Origin of the sequence: Streptomyces sp. NBC_00209 (assembly GCF_045206345.1) — a bacterium.
Classification (GTDB): domain Bacteria; phylum Actinomycetota; class Actinomycetes; order Streptomycetales; family Streptomycetaceae; genus Streptomyces.
In genome coordinates this window covers 6,781,010-6,797,457 of record NZ_CP108121.1, presented here as the reverse complement: position 1 = coordinate 6,797,457, position 16,448 = coordinate 6,781,010, and the positions used below count along the sequence as shown (strand labels likewise).

Sequence of the window (16,448 nt, the reverse complement as noted above, 5' to 3'; positions counted from 1 at the left end):
GATAGCCGAACGATGTTCGATCGAAAGGACCGCGCCATGACTACCGCCCCACCCGGAAACGGGTCCCGCTCCTATCCCTCGCTGCGCGCGGCGTGGATACCCCTGGCCGCCCTGTGCCTGGCCTTCTTCGTCGAGATGGTCGACAACACCCTGCTGTCGATCGCCCTGCCCACGATCGGCCGCGACCTGGGCGGCGGCACGACCGCGTTGCAGTGGGTCACCGGCGCCTACTCGCTGACGTTCGGCGGCCTTCTGCTGACCGCCGGATCGATGGCGGACCGGCTCGGCCGCCGCCGGGTGCTGCTCATCGGGCTCACCGTGTTCGGGGCGCTCAGCCTGTGCGTCGCGCTCGTCTCCACCGCGGGCGAGCTGATCGCCCTGCGCGCCGCGCTCGGCGTGGCGGCCGCCGCGATGGCTCCGATCACGAACTCGCTGGTCTTCCGCCTGTTCGACGACAAGGCGCTGCGGATGCGCGCGATGACCGTCATGATCATCGTGGGCATGTCCGGCTTCGTCCTCGGTCCGCTGCTCGGCGGTACGGCGCTGGCGCACGTCCGGTGGGAGTGGCTGCTGCTCGTCAACGCCCCGATCGCGCTGATCGCCTGCATCGGCGTCCGGCTCGGCGTCCCGGCCGACCGCCCGGAGGACCTGACCAAGGACAAGCTCGACGTGCCGGGCGCGCTGCTGAGCGTCGCCGCCATCGGGCTCGCCTGCTACTCGCTGACCAGCGGTGTCGAGCACGGCTGGCTCTCCGGGATCACCCTGGCGTCCGTCGTGGGCGCGGTCGCGGCCGGGTACGGCTTCGTGCGGCACGAGCGGCGTAGTGCGGCGCCCATGCTGGATCTGCGGGTCTTCTCGAACGGCACGGTGCGGGGGGCCGCGCTCGCGCAGATCGGGACGTCCATCGCGATGGCCAGTGTGATGTTCGGGCTGATCCTGCACTTCCAGTACGCGTACGGGTGGAGCCCGGTCCGGGCCGGCCTGGCCAACCTGCCCATCATCGTGACGATGCTCATGGCCACCCCGCTGTCCGAGTGGCTCGCCCGCCGGTTCGGCCACCGCATCGCCTGCCTGGTGGGCGCGGCCTGCCTGGCGGGGTCGCTGGCCGGTCTCGCCTGGGGCGTCGAGCACGGGTACGCCGTCATCGCGGCGTGCATGGTGCTCATGACCGTGGGGCTGCGCACCGTGATGACCATCTGCGCGGTGGCCCTGGTGGACGCGATGCCCAGCAACCGCACCTCGATCGCCGCCGCCCTGAACGACACCGCCCAGGAGGTCGGCTCCAGCGTCGGCACCGCGGTGGTCGGCACGCTGATCGCCGCACTGGTCACCACGTCGCTCCCCGCCGGAGTCTGGAGCGGCGACCTCGTCGCGTCCTTCTTCCACGGCGAACGGATCACCTACGCGCTGCTCGCCGTCGTCGTCGGGCTGATCGCGGCCGGCGGCGCGCTGAGTCTCACCGACTCGCACAGCGTCGAGGAACACCCCGTCGAGGAACCCGTCTGATGTGAGCCCCGGCAGCGGAGCCCGTCGGTCCCGGGCTCAGTTGCCGAAGGAGCGCCCGGCCGCGCACGCGGCCGGGCGCTCCTGCATTCACCGGCGTCCGCCGAACTCCCAGTCGTGGACCTCGATGTCCGCGTACCGGTCCGCCGTGAGGACGGCGCGTGCCTCGTCCGGGCTCGCGGCCCTGAGCAGGCAGGCCGTACCGAGCCATGTCCCGCCGTCGTCGGACAGCAGCGGCCCGTACGCGATCAGGTCGTCCTGGACGGACGGCAGGCCCGGGTCGGCTGCGGGACCTTCGCCGAAGCCGATCACCAGGTAGCGGTTGCCACCTTCCGAACCCCCGGGAAAGTCCCACATGGTGCGGCCCAGCACGTTGCGCCAACGACGTATCAGCACGTCCCGATAGGCACCTGCCTGGTAGTTGGGCTCATCGAAGGCAAACGCCCGGGCGGTGGCCGCATCGGGGAGGTCCACGATGTGCACGCTTCCGGTGGGTGTCTCACCGTCAGCGGCGAAGGTCGGGCCCCGGGCGATCAGCTCCTTCGCGTACCGGTCCATGTAGGACCAGTGCTCCTCCAGCAACTCTTCGCGCAGGGCGAGGGAGTCCGGCCGGTCTCGGTGATAGCAGAAGTACTCCATGACCACGGACCCTTCCGTGTCGACGGCTCCCGCTCAACCGGTTTCGGGCCACCGGTGCGCGGTGCCGACCAACAGGCCCCAGAAGACCGGCAGTGCTACCGAGGTCTGACGGGCGGGTTGGCTCCCCGGTATGACGCCGTCGGTGCGGCCGTGCCCCTACCCTCCGGCCATCGCACCGAACCCGAGAAGGGGCTCCCCATGACGCTCGCGCCCGACGCCCTCCCCGCGCACCGCCGTCCGCTGCCGCGGCGGGCGGCCCTGCTCCTGGCCCACGCGCTGCTGGCCCTGCCCGCCACCGTCCTCGCGCTGGTGCTGGCCCTGACCGGCAAAGCGTCCGCCGCCTCGCATCCCTCGGCGGGCCGGCCGCGTCCCCGGCGGACGCGCCCCTTCCGCCCGCGCCGGACCGCTTCAGGACGATCGTCGGCCGGTCCCTCCGCGGCCTCCCGGCGAACGCCCTCGCCTTCGCCCTGGCCGCTCCCTCCGTGGCCCTTCTCCTCACCCGCGGCCTGCTCTACCCACTGGCGACGGCGGGCGAGGACACCACCCACGCCTGGGGCGGACCCACCCCGGCAGGCGCCTGGGCGGCCCACTTCGCCATCGCCCTGGCCATGGTCACGGTGGTGGCGGCCCTCCTCACCAACACCCGCCGCCCGCACCGGTGGTAGCCGGCGGAGACCAACCCGGGCCGCCCGGCGAGGGCGGTGGGCAAGGTGCGGGTGGTCCGGGTCAGGTGTCCTGAGGCCGTGCCGGCGCCGGGGCGTCCGTGTCGACGGTGAACCTCTCGCCGCCGCTCGGGACGCCGACTCCGTGCCAGGTGAACGGGATTCCATTCGCCGTCTCCAGGTCCGGCCCGTCCATCAGCTGGAAGTGCACATGGGGCTGGGTGGAGTTGCCCGAGTTACCGCAGCGGCCGAGCAGATCGCCGGGCCCCACCTCGTCGCCCGGCCGGACGCGCAGGGAGCCGCGCTGGACGTGCGCGTACACGGCGTGCGTTCCGTCGCCCAGGTCGAGGACTATGTGGTTGCCCACGATGCGACGGCTGCCGCCTATGGTCCGGCCCGCCCCCTCGACCAGCCAGAAGTACAGGACACCGGCGAGCGAACTGCGGCTCAGGTGGTCGCGCTGAACGTCCTCCGCGTGCACGACAGTCGCGCGGGCGACCGCGTACAAGGGCGCGCCGAAGGCGGGATAGTCCCGGTTGCGCTGGGCCACGGGCCAGAACCAGACGGGGGCGGGCCGGGCGGGTCCCTCCGCCGGCTCGGCCACGATGTCGATGGCGTAGGTCTGCGCCAGGCTGTGCGTTCCGTGGCTCGGGACCTTGTCGGCGGGGCTGTTGACCGCGGACCAGCGGCCGGTCACCGGGGGCGCCACCGCGACGGCGGCCGGGGAGCGGGTCCCGATCCGGTGGCGGGCGGAGCGGGCTGCCATCAGGCCGATTCCCATCGCGCCGAGCGCCGGGAGCCAGCTCCACCAGTAGGTGTACGGCAGTTCCACGAAGCGCCCGATGACGATCTGGGCGAAGAAGACCACCCACAGCGCGTACTGAACCTTCGCGACGATCTTCCTTCGGTTCACGGACATGTTCTCCCCCTTGAACGTAGATCGGTGTACCCCGTCGGTCAGGTCACGGGGCGTGCGGCGGTGAGCACCACGAGGAGCGGCACGACTCGCCCGGCCGGTACCTCGTAGCGACCGCGCTCCGGGGAGTGCAGCCAGCCGGCGCCCGTCAGCTGACGCAGATGGTGGTAGACCTGGCCCGTCGTCCCGACGCCGTCGAGCGCGGCCAACTCGGCCGCGGTGCGCAGGCCGCCCAGCACCTCGCGCAGCAGCGTCAGTCGTACGGGGTTGCCGAGTGCGGCGAACGACGCGGCGGCGTCCGACCAGTCGTCGTCCAGCACCGTCTCGGTCAGCAGCCCGTACTGCCACTCGTAGCGGCGTCCGGTCGGTACGCGCACCGCTCCGGTGAACAGCACGGCGCCGTCCGCCTCCTCCGTCACCGGGTGCCGCGCCTTCAGCGCGTCGAGCGCCCAGAAGTCGGCCTCCGCCACGGCGGGCGCGGCGGGGGCCGCCTCCACCAGCTCGGCCAGGCGTCGTTCGAGCTCGGTGACACGCCCTTCCAAATCCATGTAACGAGATTACGTAATTACGTAGCCACGTGCAAGAGTGAATCCGCCCCCACATCACACGGCATAATTGCGCAGTCCAGACTGCGCACCTTAGGCTGTACACATGAACGAGACCGAGCAGACCGTCTCCGAGACGGCCGCCCGCGCGGCGCACGGGATCCGTGTGGTGTACAGCCGGCTGCGGCGGCGCCTGCGGGAGACGTACGACCGCGAGGAGCTCACGCCCTCCCAGACCTCCGTCCTCAGCCGGCTCGACAAGGACGGCGAGGCGTCGGTGGTCGAGCTGGCCGCCGCCGAGGGCGTACGGCACCAGTCGGTGACGAGCACCGTCGGTGCCCTGGCCGAGCGTGGTCTGGTCGGCCGCCGCCCGGACCCGGAGGACGGCCGCCGTCAGCTGGTGTACGTGACCGACAGCGGGCACACCTTCCTGGAGGACCGCCGGCTCGCCGGGGAGGGCTGGCTCGCCCGGGCCCTGGAGGATCACTGCACGGAGGAGGAGCGGCGCGAGCTCCTGGCGGCGATGACCGTCCTGGAGCGGATCGTCCGGTCGTGAGTACGGGAATGACGCGTGCCCTGAAACGGTGGCGCCCCGAGCGGGACAAGGGCCCGGCGCAGGGCTTCGACCGGCGACTGCTCGCCCCGATGATGACGGGGGCCGCCCTCAACCCGGTCAACTCCTCCATCATCTCGGTCTCGCTGGTCCCGATCGGGGCCGCCTTCGGCGCTCCGCCCGCCCAGACCGCCTGGCTGATCTCCGCCCTCTATCTCGCGACCGCGATAGGCCAGCCGGTGATGGGCCGGCTGATCGACCTGTTCGGGCCCCGGCGGCTGTTCCTCGCCGGGACCGCGCTGACCGGGATCGCCGGGGTCCTCGGCATGCTGGCGCCCAGCCTCGGCGTGCTCGTCGCCGCGCGGGTGCTGCTCGGGTTCGGCACCTGCGCCGGTTATCCGTCCGCCATGTACCTGATCCGCAGCGAGGCCCGGCGCACCGGCGAGAAGAGCCCGGCCGGGGTGCTGACCGCGCTGGCGATCACCACGCAGACCATCGCCGTCGTCGGCCCGAGCGTCGGCGGACTGCTCGTCGGCATCGGCGGCTGGCGCGCCACTCTCGCCGTCAACATCCCGCTGGCGCTCCTCGGCCTGTACCTCGGGGCACGCCGCATCCCGGCGCTTCCCGGGACGGCCCGCACGGACGGCCGCCCCTGGGTGCGGAGCCTGGACCTGCCGGGGATGGGGCTGTTCGCCGTGGCGCTGTCGTGCCTGCTGCTGTTCCTGATGGACATCGGCAGCGGCGACTGGTACCTGCTGGTGCTCACCCTCGCGGCCGGGGCCGGATTCACCTGGCGCGAGCTGCGGGCCGAGGAGCCGTTCATCGACGTACGGGTGCTCGGCGGGAATCTGCCGCTGGTCGCCACGTACGGGCGCGCCCTGCTCTGTTACGTCGTCACCTACGCGTTCCTGTACGGATTCACCCAGTGGACCGAGCAGGGGCGCGGGCTGTCCGCCTCGCAGGCGGGGCTGGTCCAACTGCCCCTCTTCGCGACGGGGATCGCCGTGTCCGCCCTCACCGGACGACGCCAGGCGGTGCGCGGGAAGCTCCTGGTCGGCGCGGCCGGGCAGATCGCGGCGTGCGCCCTGCTGCTCCTCCTGCACGGCGACAGCCCCGTGTGGATGCTGCTGGCCGTCGTGGTCGTCCTGGGCGTGCCGCAGGGGCTGAACGGCCTCGCCCTCCAGAACGCGGTCTACCACCAGGCCGACGCCGACCGCATCGGCTCATCCGCCGGGCTGCTGCGCACCTTCGGCTACCTCGGCGCCATCACCGCGTCGGCCGCCAACGGCGCCTTCTTCGGACAGCGCGCCGACACCCCGGGCCTGCACCACCTGGCCTGGTTCATGCTCGCCGCCGGCGTCCTGTTCCTGGCGGTCACCGTCGCCGACCGGTCGCTGCGCCGTATCGGCGAGAGCTCCGAGAACGACTCCCAGAACGATGAGGAAAGCCCATGACCCGCCCCGCCCTGCTCGTGATGGACCTGCAGAAGGCCATCGTCGACCGTGTCGCCGATCTCGACGCCGGCTTCACCCCGCGCCTCGCCCGTGCCGTCGCCGCGGCCCGCACGGCCGATGTGCCCGTCGTGCACGTCGTCGTCGGCTTCCGGCCGGGCCGTCCCGAGGCCAAGTCCAGCCCGCTCTTCGGCGCCCTGCCCGCAGGGGCCTTCACCGAGGCCGATCCGGGGGCGGAGATCCACCCCGACGTCGCGCCCCGGCCCGGTGAGGCCGTCGTCACCAAGAAGCGGGTCAGCGCCTTCACGGGCAGCGACCTCGATCTCGTCCTGCGCGGCGCGGGCGTCGACCATCTGGTCCTGACCGGTCTCGCCACCAGCGGCGTCGTGCTCTCGACGCTCCGCCAGGCCGCCGACCTCGACTACCGGCTCACCGTCCTGGCCGACGGCTGCGCCGACCGCGACCCGGAGGTGCACCGGGTGCTCACCGAGAAGGTGTTCCCGAACCAGAGCGAGGTCACCACGGTGGACGGCTGGATCGCGGGCCTGGGCTGACCCCGGTCCGGGTCGGGGCCGGGCGATCCGGCCCCCGCCCCCGGCTCACCCCGGCTCCACGGCGTCCAGATCGTCGGCGTAGTGCTCGATCGCCCGCCGGTACTGTCGCACCCCGGGGTCGTCGGAGGCGGTGGCCAGCGTCTTCAGGAGCAGGCCCACCGCCTCGCGGCCCTCGCCGCGGTTGTACAACGCCATGGCCAGGAACGCCCGGAGCGCCGGGTCCTCCGGGAAGGCGTCGAGCCCGCGCCGCAGGGTCCGCGCGGCCTCCTCGTAACGCCCCAGGACCCGGCACGTGCTCCCCAGCCCGAGGAACGCCCCGTGCCGGTCCTCGCGGGCCAGGCCCTCCCCCGCCAGCGCCCGCTCGTAGAACGGCACGGCCTCCGCCTCCAGGCCGAGGACGTCGTGCACCCAGGCGGTCTCGTAGGCGATCACGGCGTCCTCCGGATACCGCCCGGCCAGCCCCAGCAACTGCTCCCGGGCCGCCCCGGCCTCGCCCTGCTCCCGCAGCCGCACGGCACGCGCCAGGGCCAGGTCCTTCTCATGGTCATCCACGCTCATGCGGCCTACGGTGGAACACCCGGATCACCCGAACACCAGCAGGCCGACGAACTCGACGCCGAGCGCCAGTGTCCCCCAGAGGAGGATGTCCACCACCGGCCGCACCGGGCGGCCGGCACGCTCGCGCCGCAGGGTGAGGTGGACGGCCAGGGCCGCCGGTGCCGAGACGTCCCACAGCACCGCGGCGACCAGCGCGCCGTGCGCGGCGAGTCGGCCCCATTCCCCGGGCCCCGCCCGCGCCATCAGGACCAGCGTGGGAAGTCCGGCCGCCGCCGGCACTCCGAGGAGCGTGGCCGCCACCACGTACCGCCGACGCTCACCACGCCCCCGGCGCCTGCCGAACCAGTGCGCCGCGGCCACCAGCGGCAGAACGTAGACGAAGGTGAGCAGGGTGCTCAGCACCCAGAGCAGCGGCGCGCCCGCCACCAGCATCACCACGAGGGACCCCTCGGGCGCTGCCAGCCGGCCGGACCACAGCGGAACGGAGGCGAGGAGGGCCACGCACAGGACCGCGACGGAGACGGACGACGGCGCCGACCCGGCGCGCTCGGCCGCAAACCCTCTGTCGAGCCGCCTCATGCGCCCTCCCCCGCTCCGGCGCACCCTATGGCACACCCCCCACCACCCGAACCCCCACGCTGTGCGAGTTGCCGCATGCGGACCGTTACCCGCACCATGGGAATATCGTCCGGGTCGGCTCGTACGGCCTCACCGCCAGGGACGGGATGGGTGCGGCTCATGGCCAGGTACTTCGAGAACGGCGCCGGGGAACTCGTGTCCGACGCGTTGGCCGGCTTCGCCCGTGCGCACGCGGATCTGGTGCGGTACGACGCGGCGGACGGTTTCGTGACCGCCCGGCACCCCGCGCCCGGGCGGCGGGTGGGGCTGTTGTCGGGCGGCGGGTCCGGGCACGAGCCGTTGCACGCCGGGTTCGTCGGTGCGGGCATGCTCGACGCGGCCTGCCCGGGGAGGGTGTTCGCCTCGCCGCACAACCGGCAGATCTTCCGCGCCTCGCGCGCGGTGGCGGGACCGGACGGCGTGCTGCACCTCGTGAAGAACTACACGGGCGACCGGATCAACTTCGGCATCGCGGCCGAGCGCCTCGCCGACGCGGGAATCGCCTGTGCGCGGGTCCTCGTGGACGACGACCTGGCCACCGACTCGGAGGACATCGCCGCCGGACGGCGCGGCACGGGCGCCACGGTGCTGCTGGAGAAGGTCCTGGGCGCCGCCGCCGACACGGGGATGGGGCTCGAAGAGCTGGTGGAGCTGGGTACGGGCCTCGCGGGCCGGTGCCGTACGCTCGCGGTCGCCTCGGCCGCGCACCACGCGCCGGCCACCGGCGAGCCCGCGTTCGAACTGCCGCCCGGTGAGCTGGAGTACGGCGTCGGGATCCACGGGGAGCGCGCCGCCCACACCCGCGAACAGGGCACCGTGGGCGCGCTGGTGGAGGAGATGACGGGGGCGCTGCTGAACGCGTTGCGGCCCGGGCCCGAGGAGTCCGTCGTCGCTCTCGTCAACGGGCTCGGATCCGTCACCTCGCTCGAACTGTACGCGGTGTTCGGGGAGTTGGTCCGGGTGCTCGACGCCCGAGGGGTGCGGCTCGCACGCCATCTGGTGGGCGAGTACGTGACGGCGCTGGACATGCGGGGGTTCTCCCTCACCCTCATGGCCGCCGACCGGACCGCCCTGGCCTTCTACGACGCGCCCGTGCACACCCCGGCACTGCGGTGGTGACCGGTCGCTTCCCTGCGGGACGAAGGTACGAGGAGGGCCCACCATGACGAGCGACGCTCTGGACGGCACGCGCACCCGCGAGTGGGCGGGGCGCTTCGCGGACTCGGTCCACGCCACGGAGGCCGAGCTGACGGAGCTGGACCAGCGGGCGGGCGACGGCGACTTCGGCGCCAATCTCGCCGCCGGGGTCCGGGCCGCCGGGCCGCTGCTCGACCGGGTGGCGGCCTCGGCCGGCCCCGGCGAACACCTCGGCGCCCTGGCCACCGCCTTCCTGGACGAGGTCGGCGGGACCAGCGGCCCGCTGTTCGGCCTGCTGTTCCAGGCGATGGGCCGGGCCGCCGGCTCCGGACCGGGGCTGACGACGGGCGCGCTCGCCGACGGCGCCGCCGAGGGTCTGGCCGCCATCCGCCGCGTCGGGGACGCGTCGCCCGGTGACAAGACGCTGGTCGACGCGCTGGCCCCGGCCACCGACGCGCTGCGGGCGGCCGGGGACGCGCCCCCCGCCGAAGCCCTGGCCGCCGCCGCGGACGAGGCGTGGCGAGGGGTGCGGGAGACGGCGTCCCGGGTGGCGCGCATGGGGCGGGCCAGTTACCTGGGTGAGCGGGCCACCGGTGTCCCGGACCCGGGGGCCGTGGGCATGGCGCTGTTCTTCGCATCCGCGGCGGACACGGTGCGGACGCTGGCGCCCCACCTCTCCGGTGACTGACCCGCCCGCCGCTCAGGGGCCGAGGCGGCTGCGGGCCCAGCTGAGCAGTTCGGGGTCGGCCAGGCTCGTCACCCACAGGTCGGCCTGCTCGCCGTCCGGGTCCGGCGGGCGCGTCCCGATGCCGATCACCCGGAGGCCCGCCCGGCGCGCCGACTCCATGCCGGTCAGCGAGTCCTCCACGGCCAGGGCCTCCTCGGGAGGTACGCCGCAGAGGCGGGCGGCCGCCCGGTAGACGTCCGGTTCGGGCTTGGGCCGTACCTCCTCGCCGGCGACCACGACATGCTGGAAGCAGCCGAGGAGCCCGGCTCGGTCGAGGCACGACTCCACCGTGGCCCGGGGGCAGTTGCTGGCCACCGCGAGCGGGCGGTGGCGGGCGGCCAGCCGGACCAGCGCGGCGGCGCCCGGCATGGTGACCGGGTCCTCCTCGACCAGCGAGGTGAAGGTGCTCAGGAGGGTGTCGGCGAAGTCGCCGGCCAGGTCCGGTTTCCCGGTCTCCCGGGCCATCAGGGCGCCGCACTCGGTGTAGTGCACGCCCTTCGCCCGGTCGGCGAACCCGGCGGGCGTGGTGAGCCCGTAGAGCCGGAAGGTGAGGGTGCGGGCCTCCTGCCAGTGCCTTTCGGTATCCATCAGGGTGCCGTCGCAGTCGAAGACGAGGGCGGACGGGGACCAGGAAAGGATGCGATGAGCTGTCATGTAACCGCCGTTCTCGGAGGCTGCGCCGACCGGTGAGGTACGAGGCGCAGACATGTGCCGGATGGCACACCTGTGGAAGGGAGGAATCGGACGCGGGCGTCGCTCCGTGAGCGCGGCGGCCAGGTCGATTCCGCTGGGCGCCGCGACGGACTCGCGACCCCGAGGGTCAGCCCGTCCGAAACATCATGACCATTACGTTATTTCGACGGCCCCGAATTCCGCAATCACCAATTCGAGTGCACCGGAATACATGAAGAAGTACCGGCCGACTGCGCGGCCCCGGCGATGAATAATAGGATCGTCGCGCGATGCGACTGCGCCCCTCACCACGGGACGTGACGGGCTTTCACGTCGTGGAGCTAGCACGTATGAGCGAAGGTGGAACAGGTGCAGGACAGGGCGCGCGCAACCCGGAAAGTGCTGCTGGAATCGGCGGCACATCTATTCGTAGAACGGGGATATGTGGGCACGAGTGTCAATGACATAAGTGACCACTCGGGAAAGACCAGCGGCGCGATCTACTTCCATTACTCCAGCAAGGAAAAGCTGGCGCTGGCAGTCGTCCGCGAGCAGTTCGCCACCTGGCCGCAGCTCGCCGCCACCTACGCCGCACCGGGCGTCCCTCCGCTGGAGAAGCTGGTCGCGCTCAGCTTCCGCGTCGCCCAGTCGCTCAGCGAGGACGTCGTGGCGCGGGCCGGCGCGCGGCTGTGGGCGGAGCGCCGCACCATCGGGGCGCCCGTGCCGACACCGTTCGGCGCCTGGGCGCTCGCGTGCGCCCGGCTCCTCGCCCAGGCCCGTACGCGGGGCGAACTCGCGGACGGGGTCGATCCGTCGGCGGCGGCCGTGGCCCTGGTGTGCGGGTTCTACGGGCACTGCACCCTGACCGACGAGATGCCGGGCAAGTGGGGCTGGCCGGAGCGGCTGGAGCAGTGGTGGCGGCTGGCCCTCGCCTCACTCCAGGCGGAGCCCGATCCGGCGGGCCTGCTCGCCCGGGCCCGCGCCCGGATCCCCGTACAGGCGGACGGCTCGCGCGCCGGGCGGGCGGCCGCCCCAGCCCCTCCCCGGTGACGGGCATCACAGGCCCCTGCCTCTTGACGCCCTTCTTCCAAACCGGTTTGGTTGTCCTCGTTCGAGCAGTCAAACCGGTTTGAAGGCGCCCGTCTTCGGCCCGCCGGCAAGGAAGACCAGGCCCATGGCACGCAAGCCCACCATCGCGGATGTCGCCCGGCGGGCCGGTGTTTCACGCGCCACGGTCTCCTTCGCTCTGAACGACCGGCCCGGTGTCGCCGAGGAGACGAAGCTGCGGATCCTCGCGGCGAGCCGGGAGCTCGGCTGGACCCCCAGCCGCCAGGCCCGGGCCCTCTCGCTCGGCAAGGCCGGCGCCTTCGGGCTCGTCCTCGCCCGCGACGCGGAGCAGGTCGGGGCCGACCCCTTCTTCCCGGCGTTCATCGCCGGGGTCGAGGCGGTGATCGGGCAGCGCGGCGACGGGCTGATGATCCACATCACCGCCCCGGACAACGAGCAGAGCGTCTACCGGCGCCTCGCGTCGGAGCAGCAGGTGGACGGAGTCCTCCTCACCGACCTGCGCCGCGACGACCCGCGTCCCGCGCTGCTGCGGGAGCTCGGTCTGCCGGCCGTCGTGGTCGGCCAGCCCGAGTGGGGTGACGGCCTGACGGCGGTGAGCCTGGACGACGAGCCCGCGTACACGGCCGCCGTCCGCCACCTCGCGGAGCTGGGCCACCGGCGCATCGCCCACGTCGAGGGGCCGCAGGAGCTGCTGCACGCCCACCGGCGCCGGACGGCGTGGGAGCAGACCCTGCGCGTGCTCGGCCTGCCCGAGGGGCCCGTGCTGCCCGGCGGGTTCACGCCCGAGGGCGGCGCGCAGGCGACCCGGCAGCTGCTGGGCTCCGCCGAGCCGCCGACCGCGATCGTCTACGGCAACGACCTCGCCGCGATGGCCGGGCTCTCGGTCGCCCAGGAGCTGGGTGTCCGGGTGCCCGACCAGGTGTCGCTGGTCGGCTACGACGACGCGCCCCTGACGCGGTACAGCTTCCCGCCGCTCGCCTCCGCACGGGCGGACGCCCGGGGCTGGGGCGAGGCGGCGGCCCGCGCGCTCGACGCGGTCGTCGCCGAGGGAGCCGCCGACCATGTGCGGCTGCCTCCGGCGCAGTTCGTGCCCCGTGCGTCGATGGGGCCGGCACCCCGCCGGTGACGTAACGGGGGCAATCGACCGGTCGTGCTCGCGCCGACCGGGAATTCCGTGCGGCGACGAGGCCGCGCGTGAACAGTTCGGAGATCAATCATGCTGAGGAGAACGGCGTACGCGCTGCTCGTGCTCGCTCTCGCGGGCACGGCGACGGCCTGCGGCCGATCGGCTCCCGATCCGGCCACCGCCGCCGAGGCGCGCGGCCCGATCACGGTCTGGCTTTCCAACAACGGGCAGGAGGTGCAGTGGGGCAGGGCGATGGTCGCCGCGTGGAACAAGGACCATCCCGGGCAGCACGTCACCGCCCAGCAGATCCCGGCCGGCAAGACCTCCGAGGAGGCCATCAGCGCCTCGATCATCGCGGGAACGTCGGCGTGTCTGGCCTTCAACACCTCACCGGCGGCCGTGCCGACCTTCCAGAAGCAGAACGGCCTCGTCTCCCTCAGTGACTTCCCGGACGGCGAGAAGTTCATCACCGAGCGCGGCGGCTCCCTCACCGACCAGTACCGCTCCACCGACGGCAAGTTCTACCAGCTGCCGTGGAAGAGCAACCCGGTGATGATCCTCTACAACAAGAAGCTGTTCGCGAAGGCCGGTCTCGATCCCGAGCACCCGAAGCTGGCCACGTACAAGGAATTCCTCGAAACCTCTCGGACGCTCGTGCACAGCGGCGCCGCGAAGGCCGCGATATGGCCCTCGCCGAGCAGTGACTTCTTCCAGCCCTGGTACGACTTCTACCCGGCGTTCGCCGCGCAGAGCGGTGGCAAGCAGCTGATCGAGGACGGCAAGCCGCAGTTCGACTCGGCGGCCGGCCGGAAGGTCGCGGCCTTCTGGCGCACCCTGTACGCGGAGAAGCTGGCGCCGCAGGAGGCGTACCCGGGCGACTCGCTCAACGACGGCGCGACCGCCATGGCGACGGTCGGCCCCTGGGCGGTCACCGCGTACAAGGACAACGTGGACATCGGTGTGGCACCGGTGCCGACCCAAGGCCATTGCGTGATCGCGATCTGTCCGGGTTGATCACGTAAGGCCGAGAGCTGCCAGGGGCCGCCGGTAGTCGCGGCCGGTGTGACGGAGGGCGGCGGCGATGTTGGTATCGCCGTTCTGCCGGAAGATGCTGATGGCGAGGTTGCGTAGGCCGGCCATGGTGCGGGGCAGGTGTCCGGTGCGGACCTTGGAGTCGTCCTCGCGGAAGGTCCGGTCACGGACGTGGTGCAGGAGGTTCTCGATGCCCCAGTGACCTCTGATCCAGGAGGCGAGTTCGGCCGGGGTGGCGTCGAAGACGTCCAGACTCGTGATCACGTAGACCCGCTCGATCGTCAGCTTCCCCGTGCTCAACTCCCGTCGCCACCGGACGATCTGGACGGCCTGGCAGGCGCCGGGATAGTCGAGATGCCGGAAGGCGGCGACCTTGAGGCGACGGATCTCGTCACGGTGGTGGGCACGGTCGCGGGTGCGGTGGTCCAGCGGGATATCCGCCCAGGGAAGCTTCCTGACCTGCGCATACAGGCCGGGGTGGTTCTTCTTCACGATGGCCAGGTAGTGGGCGCCGCGTGTCCGGAGGTAGCGGCCGTGGGCATGCTGCGTGTGCAGCGCGTCGCCGGTGATCACGGTGCCGATCAGCTCGATGGAGTCCAACAGCGGAGCGAAGGCCGGTATCTCGTTGCTCTTGGAAGCGATCTGCCGCTGGGCCAGGACCACGCCGTGGTGGTCCATCGCGGCCAGCAACTGGATCGCCGTGGCTGTGGCGGTGCGGGATCCGCGGACGGTCTTGCCGTCGACCGCGACCGCCCGCAGTTTCGGCGGCTCGTCCGGTGGCGATGCTTGCCCTCGGGCCTGGAGGAATGCGCCGATCGCGGCGTCCAGCGCGTCACCGTCGAGGCGCTGGAGCAGACGCCGGACGGTGGCCGCATGCGGCGTGGGCCGCACCCCGGTGAGCGGATCCGCCGGAAAGCCGAGCAGGCCCAGGACGGACTGCGGGGCGTCATCGATCCACTCGCCGATCGCGATCAGGGAACGCGCGCCGGCCAGAACCGCGCCGGCCGCCGCGCACAGCAGCGGGAGCATCGGATACCTCCGTCCTCGCAGGCCGCGCGGATCCGGTATCCATATCAGGAAGCGCCGCAGGTCAGCGGCATCCTGCAGGGTGACGTGAGGGTTCGGTAGGGCCAGATTACCCAGCCCGGCGGGCATGGGCGATGATGTTCGGGCAGGCACGGTCTCGCTCGGTTCTCATGGGTCTTCGACAACCACATGATCACCGACCACCGTGCCTGCACTGCTTTCCGGGGACATCCCGCCCCACAACGGTCCATGACGTCACGTCACACCCGAGACCGGCGAACCGGACTGATCCTCTTCGTGCAATGACCCTGGGTGCCGACCGCCGACGGCGGGAGCGGCAAGCACTCGTTCAGCGACGAGAAGTCCGCGGCGATGTTCAGCGCCTGCAAGAACCGGGCCACCGCCTGGGACGTGCTGAAGTTCGCGAGCTCCGCCGCGCAGGACGGGAAGTTCCTTGAGGCCACCGGCCAGATGCCGATGCGCGAGGACCTGACCGCGAAGTATCCCGGATATTTCGCGAAGAACCCGACGTACAAGGCGTTCGCCGACCAGGCGGAGCGCGTGGTCGAGGTGCCGAATGTGCCGGGTTCCATCGATATCTGGCAGGCGTTCCGCGACGAGTGGACGAAGTCGGTCGTGTTCGGCCGCGAGTCCACGGACGCGGGTCTGCGCAACGCGTCTTCCAAGATCACCGACCTGCTGAACGAGTACGGGGACCCGTCATGAGCGTGAACCTGGACGCGGCGCCCGCCGCCGTACGCACGAGTGGAGCCGCCCCGAGCGGCAGGACACGGCGTGGTCCGTCGCGGGCCGGCGCGCTGTTCGTGTCGCCGTACGTGCTGTTCATCGTGGTGGTCTTCGCGGTCCCGCTGGTCTACACGGTGTGGATCTCCTTCCACCGCTTCTACTTCACCGCGCCGGGCACGGACATCGACTCGCCGTGGGTGGGTCTGTCGAACTACCGGGACGTGTTCACGGACCCGGTCGTCGGGCAGGCGTTCCTCAACATCCTGATCTTCCTCGTCATCAACGTGCCACTGACGGTGGGCCTCGCGCTGGTGCTGGCGGCGGCGCTGAACTCGAAGATCCGGGGGCGCGGGTTCTTCCGCGCCGCGTTCTACGTGCCGTATGTGACGGCGAGCGTGGCGCTGGTCGCCGTATGGCAGTTCCTCTTCGGCTCGGACGGGTTCGTCAACCACCTGCTCGGCTCGCACGCCCCGGATCCGTCGTGGCTGGTCAACTCGCATCTCGCGATGCCGATGATCGCCGTGTTCGTGACCTGGAAGCAGCTCGGCTTCTTCGTGATGCTGTACCTGGCGTCGCTGCAGAACGTCGGCAAGGAGCTGTACGAGGCGTCCGCCATGGACGGCGCGGGCAAGGTGCGGCAGTTCTTCTCGGTGACCGTGCCGGGCGTACGGCCCGCGACGACGCTCGTCGTGATCTACGCGATCATCACCGGCGCCAACCTGTTCAGCGAGCCGTATCTGCTGACCGGCGGCGGTGGCCCCGACCACGCGTCGACCTCGCCCGTCCTGCTGATGTACCAGAAGGGCATCGAGCAGGGGCACCCCGACTTCGCGGCCGCTCTGGGCGTCGTTCTCGTCGCCTTCGTGATGGTCGTGTCGATCGCCGCCCGCAAGCTCACCGAGAGGGGCGACTGA

General features: G+C 72.0%; 19 protein-coding genes. 12 read left to right on the top strand and 7 right to left on the bottom strand.

Annotated elements, in window-relative coordinates:
- Window positions 1-36 precede the first annotated feature (36 nt).
- Window positions 37-1,506: an MFS transporter gene (locus tag OG867_RS30715; protein WP_406290325.1), complete on the top strand. Its 1,470-nt coding sequence runs from the start codon at window positions 37-39 to the stop codon at window positions 1,504-1,506.
- A gap of 87 nt (window positions 1,507-1,593) precedes the next feature.
- Here the strand turns inward: OG867_RS30715 and OG867_RS30710 are convergent, their stop codons facing one another.
- The gene (locus OG867_RS30710; RefSeq protein WP_406290323.1) at window positions 1,594-2,142 is read right to left on the bottom strand and encodes a YciI family protein; all 549 of its coding nucleotides are present in this window, start codon (window positions 2,140-2,142) and stop codon (window positions 1,594-1,596) included.
- A 482-nt stretch (window positions 2,143-2,624) separates the two neighbouring features.
- Between OG867_RS30710 and OG867_RS30705 the strand changes: the two genes are divergently transcribed.
- On the top strand, window positions 2,625-2,807 hold the full coding sequence (locus OG867_RS30705) for a hypothetical protein (protein WP_406290321.1): 183 nt from the start codon (window positions 2,625-2,627) through the stop codon (window positions 2,805-2,807).
- 61 nt (window positions 2,808-2,868) lie between these two features.
- On the opposite strand, the gene OG867_RS30700 is transcribed toward OG867_RS30705, so the two are convergent.
- Complete coding sequence (locus tag OG867_RS30700; protein WP_328898695.1) at window positions 2,869-3,723, bottom strand: M23 family metallopeptidase; 855 nt, start codon at window positions 3,721-3,723, stop codon at window positions 2,869-2,871.
- A 38-nt stretch (window positions 3,724-3,761) separates the two neighbouring features.
- Window positions 3,762-4,268, bottom strand: coding sequence for an ArsR/SmtB family transcription factor (locus OG867_RS30695; RefSeq protein WP_406290319.1), 507 nt, complete (start codon window positions 4,266-4,268; stop codon window positions 3,762-3,764).
- Window positions 4,269-4,371: 103 nt separating this feature from the next.
- Here OG867_RS30695 and OG867_RS30690 point away from each other — a divergent pair, with 103 nt between their 5' ends.
- Genes OG867_RS30690 through OG867_RS30680 form a run of 3 tightly spaced genes read left to right on the top strand, consistent with a single transcriptional unit; the run spans window position 4,372 to window position 6,823 of the window.
- Window positions 4,372-4,821 (top strand): MarR family winged helix-turn-helix transcriptional regulator, encoded by a 450-nt coding sequence (locus OG867_RS30690; RefSeq protein ID WP_406290317.1) that lies wholly within the window; start codon window positions 4,372-4,374, stop codon window positions 4,819-4,821.
- An 8-nt stretch (window positions 4,822-4,829) separates the two neighbouring features.
- A complete protein-coding gene (locus OG867_RS30685; protein WP_406291229.1) occupies window positions 4,830-6,272 on the top strand; it encodes an MFS transporter in 1,443 nt (480 codons plus the stop codon).
- On the top strand, window positions 6,269-6,823 hold the full coding sequence (locus tag OG867_RS30680; protein ID WP_406290315.1) for a cysteine hydrolase family protein: 555 nt from the start codon (window positions 6,269-6,271) through the stop codon (window positions 6,821-6,823). The genes OG867_RS30685 and OG867_RS30680 overlap by 4 nt, the downstream gene beginning before the upstream one ends.
- A 45-nt stretch (window positions 6,824-6,868) precedes the next feature.
- Here the strand turns inward: OG867_RS30680 and OG867_RS30675 are convergent, their stop codons facing one another.
- Both OG867_RS30675 and OG867_RS30670 read right to left on the bottom strand, forming a co-directional pair.
- Window positions 6,869-7,381 carry a tetratricopeptide repeat protein gene (locus OG867_RS30675; RefSeq protein ID WP_406290313.1) on the bottom strand — a complete coding sequence of 171 codons (513 nt, stop codon included), beginning with the start codon at window positions 7,379-7,381 and terminating at the stop codon, window positions 6,869-6,871.
- A 24-nt stretch (window positions 7,382-7,405) separates the two neighbouring features.
- The gene (locus OG867_RS30670; RefSeq protein ID WP_406290311.1) at window positions 7,406-7,960 is read right to left on the bottom strand and encodes a hypothetical protein; all 555 of its coding nucleotides are present in this window, start codon (window positions 7,958-7,960) and stop codon (window positions 7,406-7,408) included.
- Window positions 7,961-8,119: 159 nt separating this feature from the next.
- On the opposite strand from OG867_RS30670, the gene OG867_RS30665 reads away from it, so the two are divergent.
- The gene (locus OG867_RS30665) at window positions 8,120-9,118 is read left to right on the top strand and encodes a dihydroxyacetone kinase subunit DhaK (protein WP_406290309.1); all 999 of its coding nucleotides are present in this window, start codon (window positions 8,120-8,122) and stop codon (window positions 9,116-9,118) included.
- A gap of 43 nt (window positions 9,119-9,161) precedes the next feature.
- Window positions 9,162-9,824, top strand: coding sequence for a dihydroxyacetone kinase subunit DhaL (gene dhaL, locus OG867_RS30660; protein ID WP_406290307.1), 663 nt, complete (start codon window positions 9,162-9,164; stop codon window positions 9,822-9,824).
- 12 nt (window positions 9,825-9,836) lie between these two features.
- On the opposite strand, the gene OG867_RS30655 is transcribed toward dhaL, so the two are convergent.
- Complete coding sequence (locus tag OG867_RS30655; protein WP_328898702.1) at window positions 9,837-10,517, bottom strand: HAD family phosphatase; 681 nt, start codon at window positions 10,515-10,517, stop codon at window positions 9,837-9,839.
- Between the two features lie 387 nt (window positions 10,518-10,904).
- Here OG867_RS30655 and OG867_RS30650 point away from each other — a divergent pair, with 387 nt between their 5' ends.
- From OG867_RS30650 to OG867_RS30640, 3 genes are all read left to right on the top strand, one after another.
- Window positions 10,905-11,585: a ScbR family autoregulator-binding transcription factor gene (locus OG867_RS30650; protein ID WP_406290305.1), complete on the top strand. Its 681-nt coding sequence runs from the start codon at window positions 10,905-10,907 to the stop codon at window positions 11,583-11,585.
- A gap of 124 nt (window positions 11,586-11,709) precedes the next feature.
- Window positions 11,710-12,729, top strand: a complete 1,020-nt coding sequence (locus OG867_RS30645) for a LacI family DNA-binding transcriptional regulator (RefSeq protein ID WP_328898704.1) — start codon at window positions 11,710-11,712, stop codon at window positions 12,727-12,729.
- A 90-nt stretch (window positions 12,730-12,819) separates the two neighbouring features.
- Window positions 12,820-13,743, top strand: a complete 924-nt coding sequence (locus tag OG867_RS30640) for an ABC transporter substrate-binding protein (RefSeq protein WP_406290303.1) — start codon at window positions 12,820-12,822, stop codon at window positions 13,741-13,743.
- Here OG867_RS30640 and OG867_RS30635 read toward each other — a convergent pair whose 3' ends face one another.
- Window positions 13,744-14,790, bottom strand: coding sequence for an ISAs1 family transposase (locus tag OG867_RS30635; protein WP_406281429.1), 1,047 nt, complete (start codon window positions 14,788-14,790; stop codon window positions 13,744-13,746).
- A gap of 309 nt (window positions 14,791-15,099) precedes the next feature.
- Here OG867_RS30635 and OG867_RS30630 point away from each other — a divergent pair, with 309 nt between their 5' ends.
- Both OG867_RS30630 and OG867_RS30625 read left to right on the top strand, forming a co-directional pair.
- Window positions 15,100-15,513, top strand: coding sequence for a hypothetical protein (locus tag OG867_RS30630; RefSeq protein WP_406290301.1), 414 nt, complete (start codon window positions 15,100-15,102; stop codon window positions 15,511-15,513).
- Entirely contained in the window at window positions 15,510-16,448 is a 939-nt protein-coding gene (locus tag OG867_RS30625; RefSeq protein WP_406290299.1) for a carbohydrate ABC transporter permease, read from the top strand. The genes OG867_RS30630 and OG867_RS30625 overlap by 4 nt, the downstream gene beginning before the upstream one ends.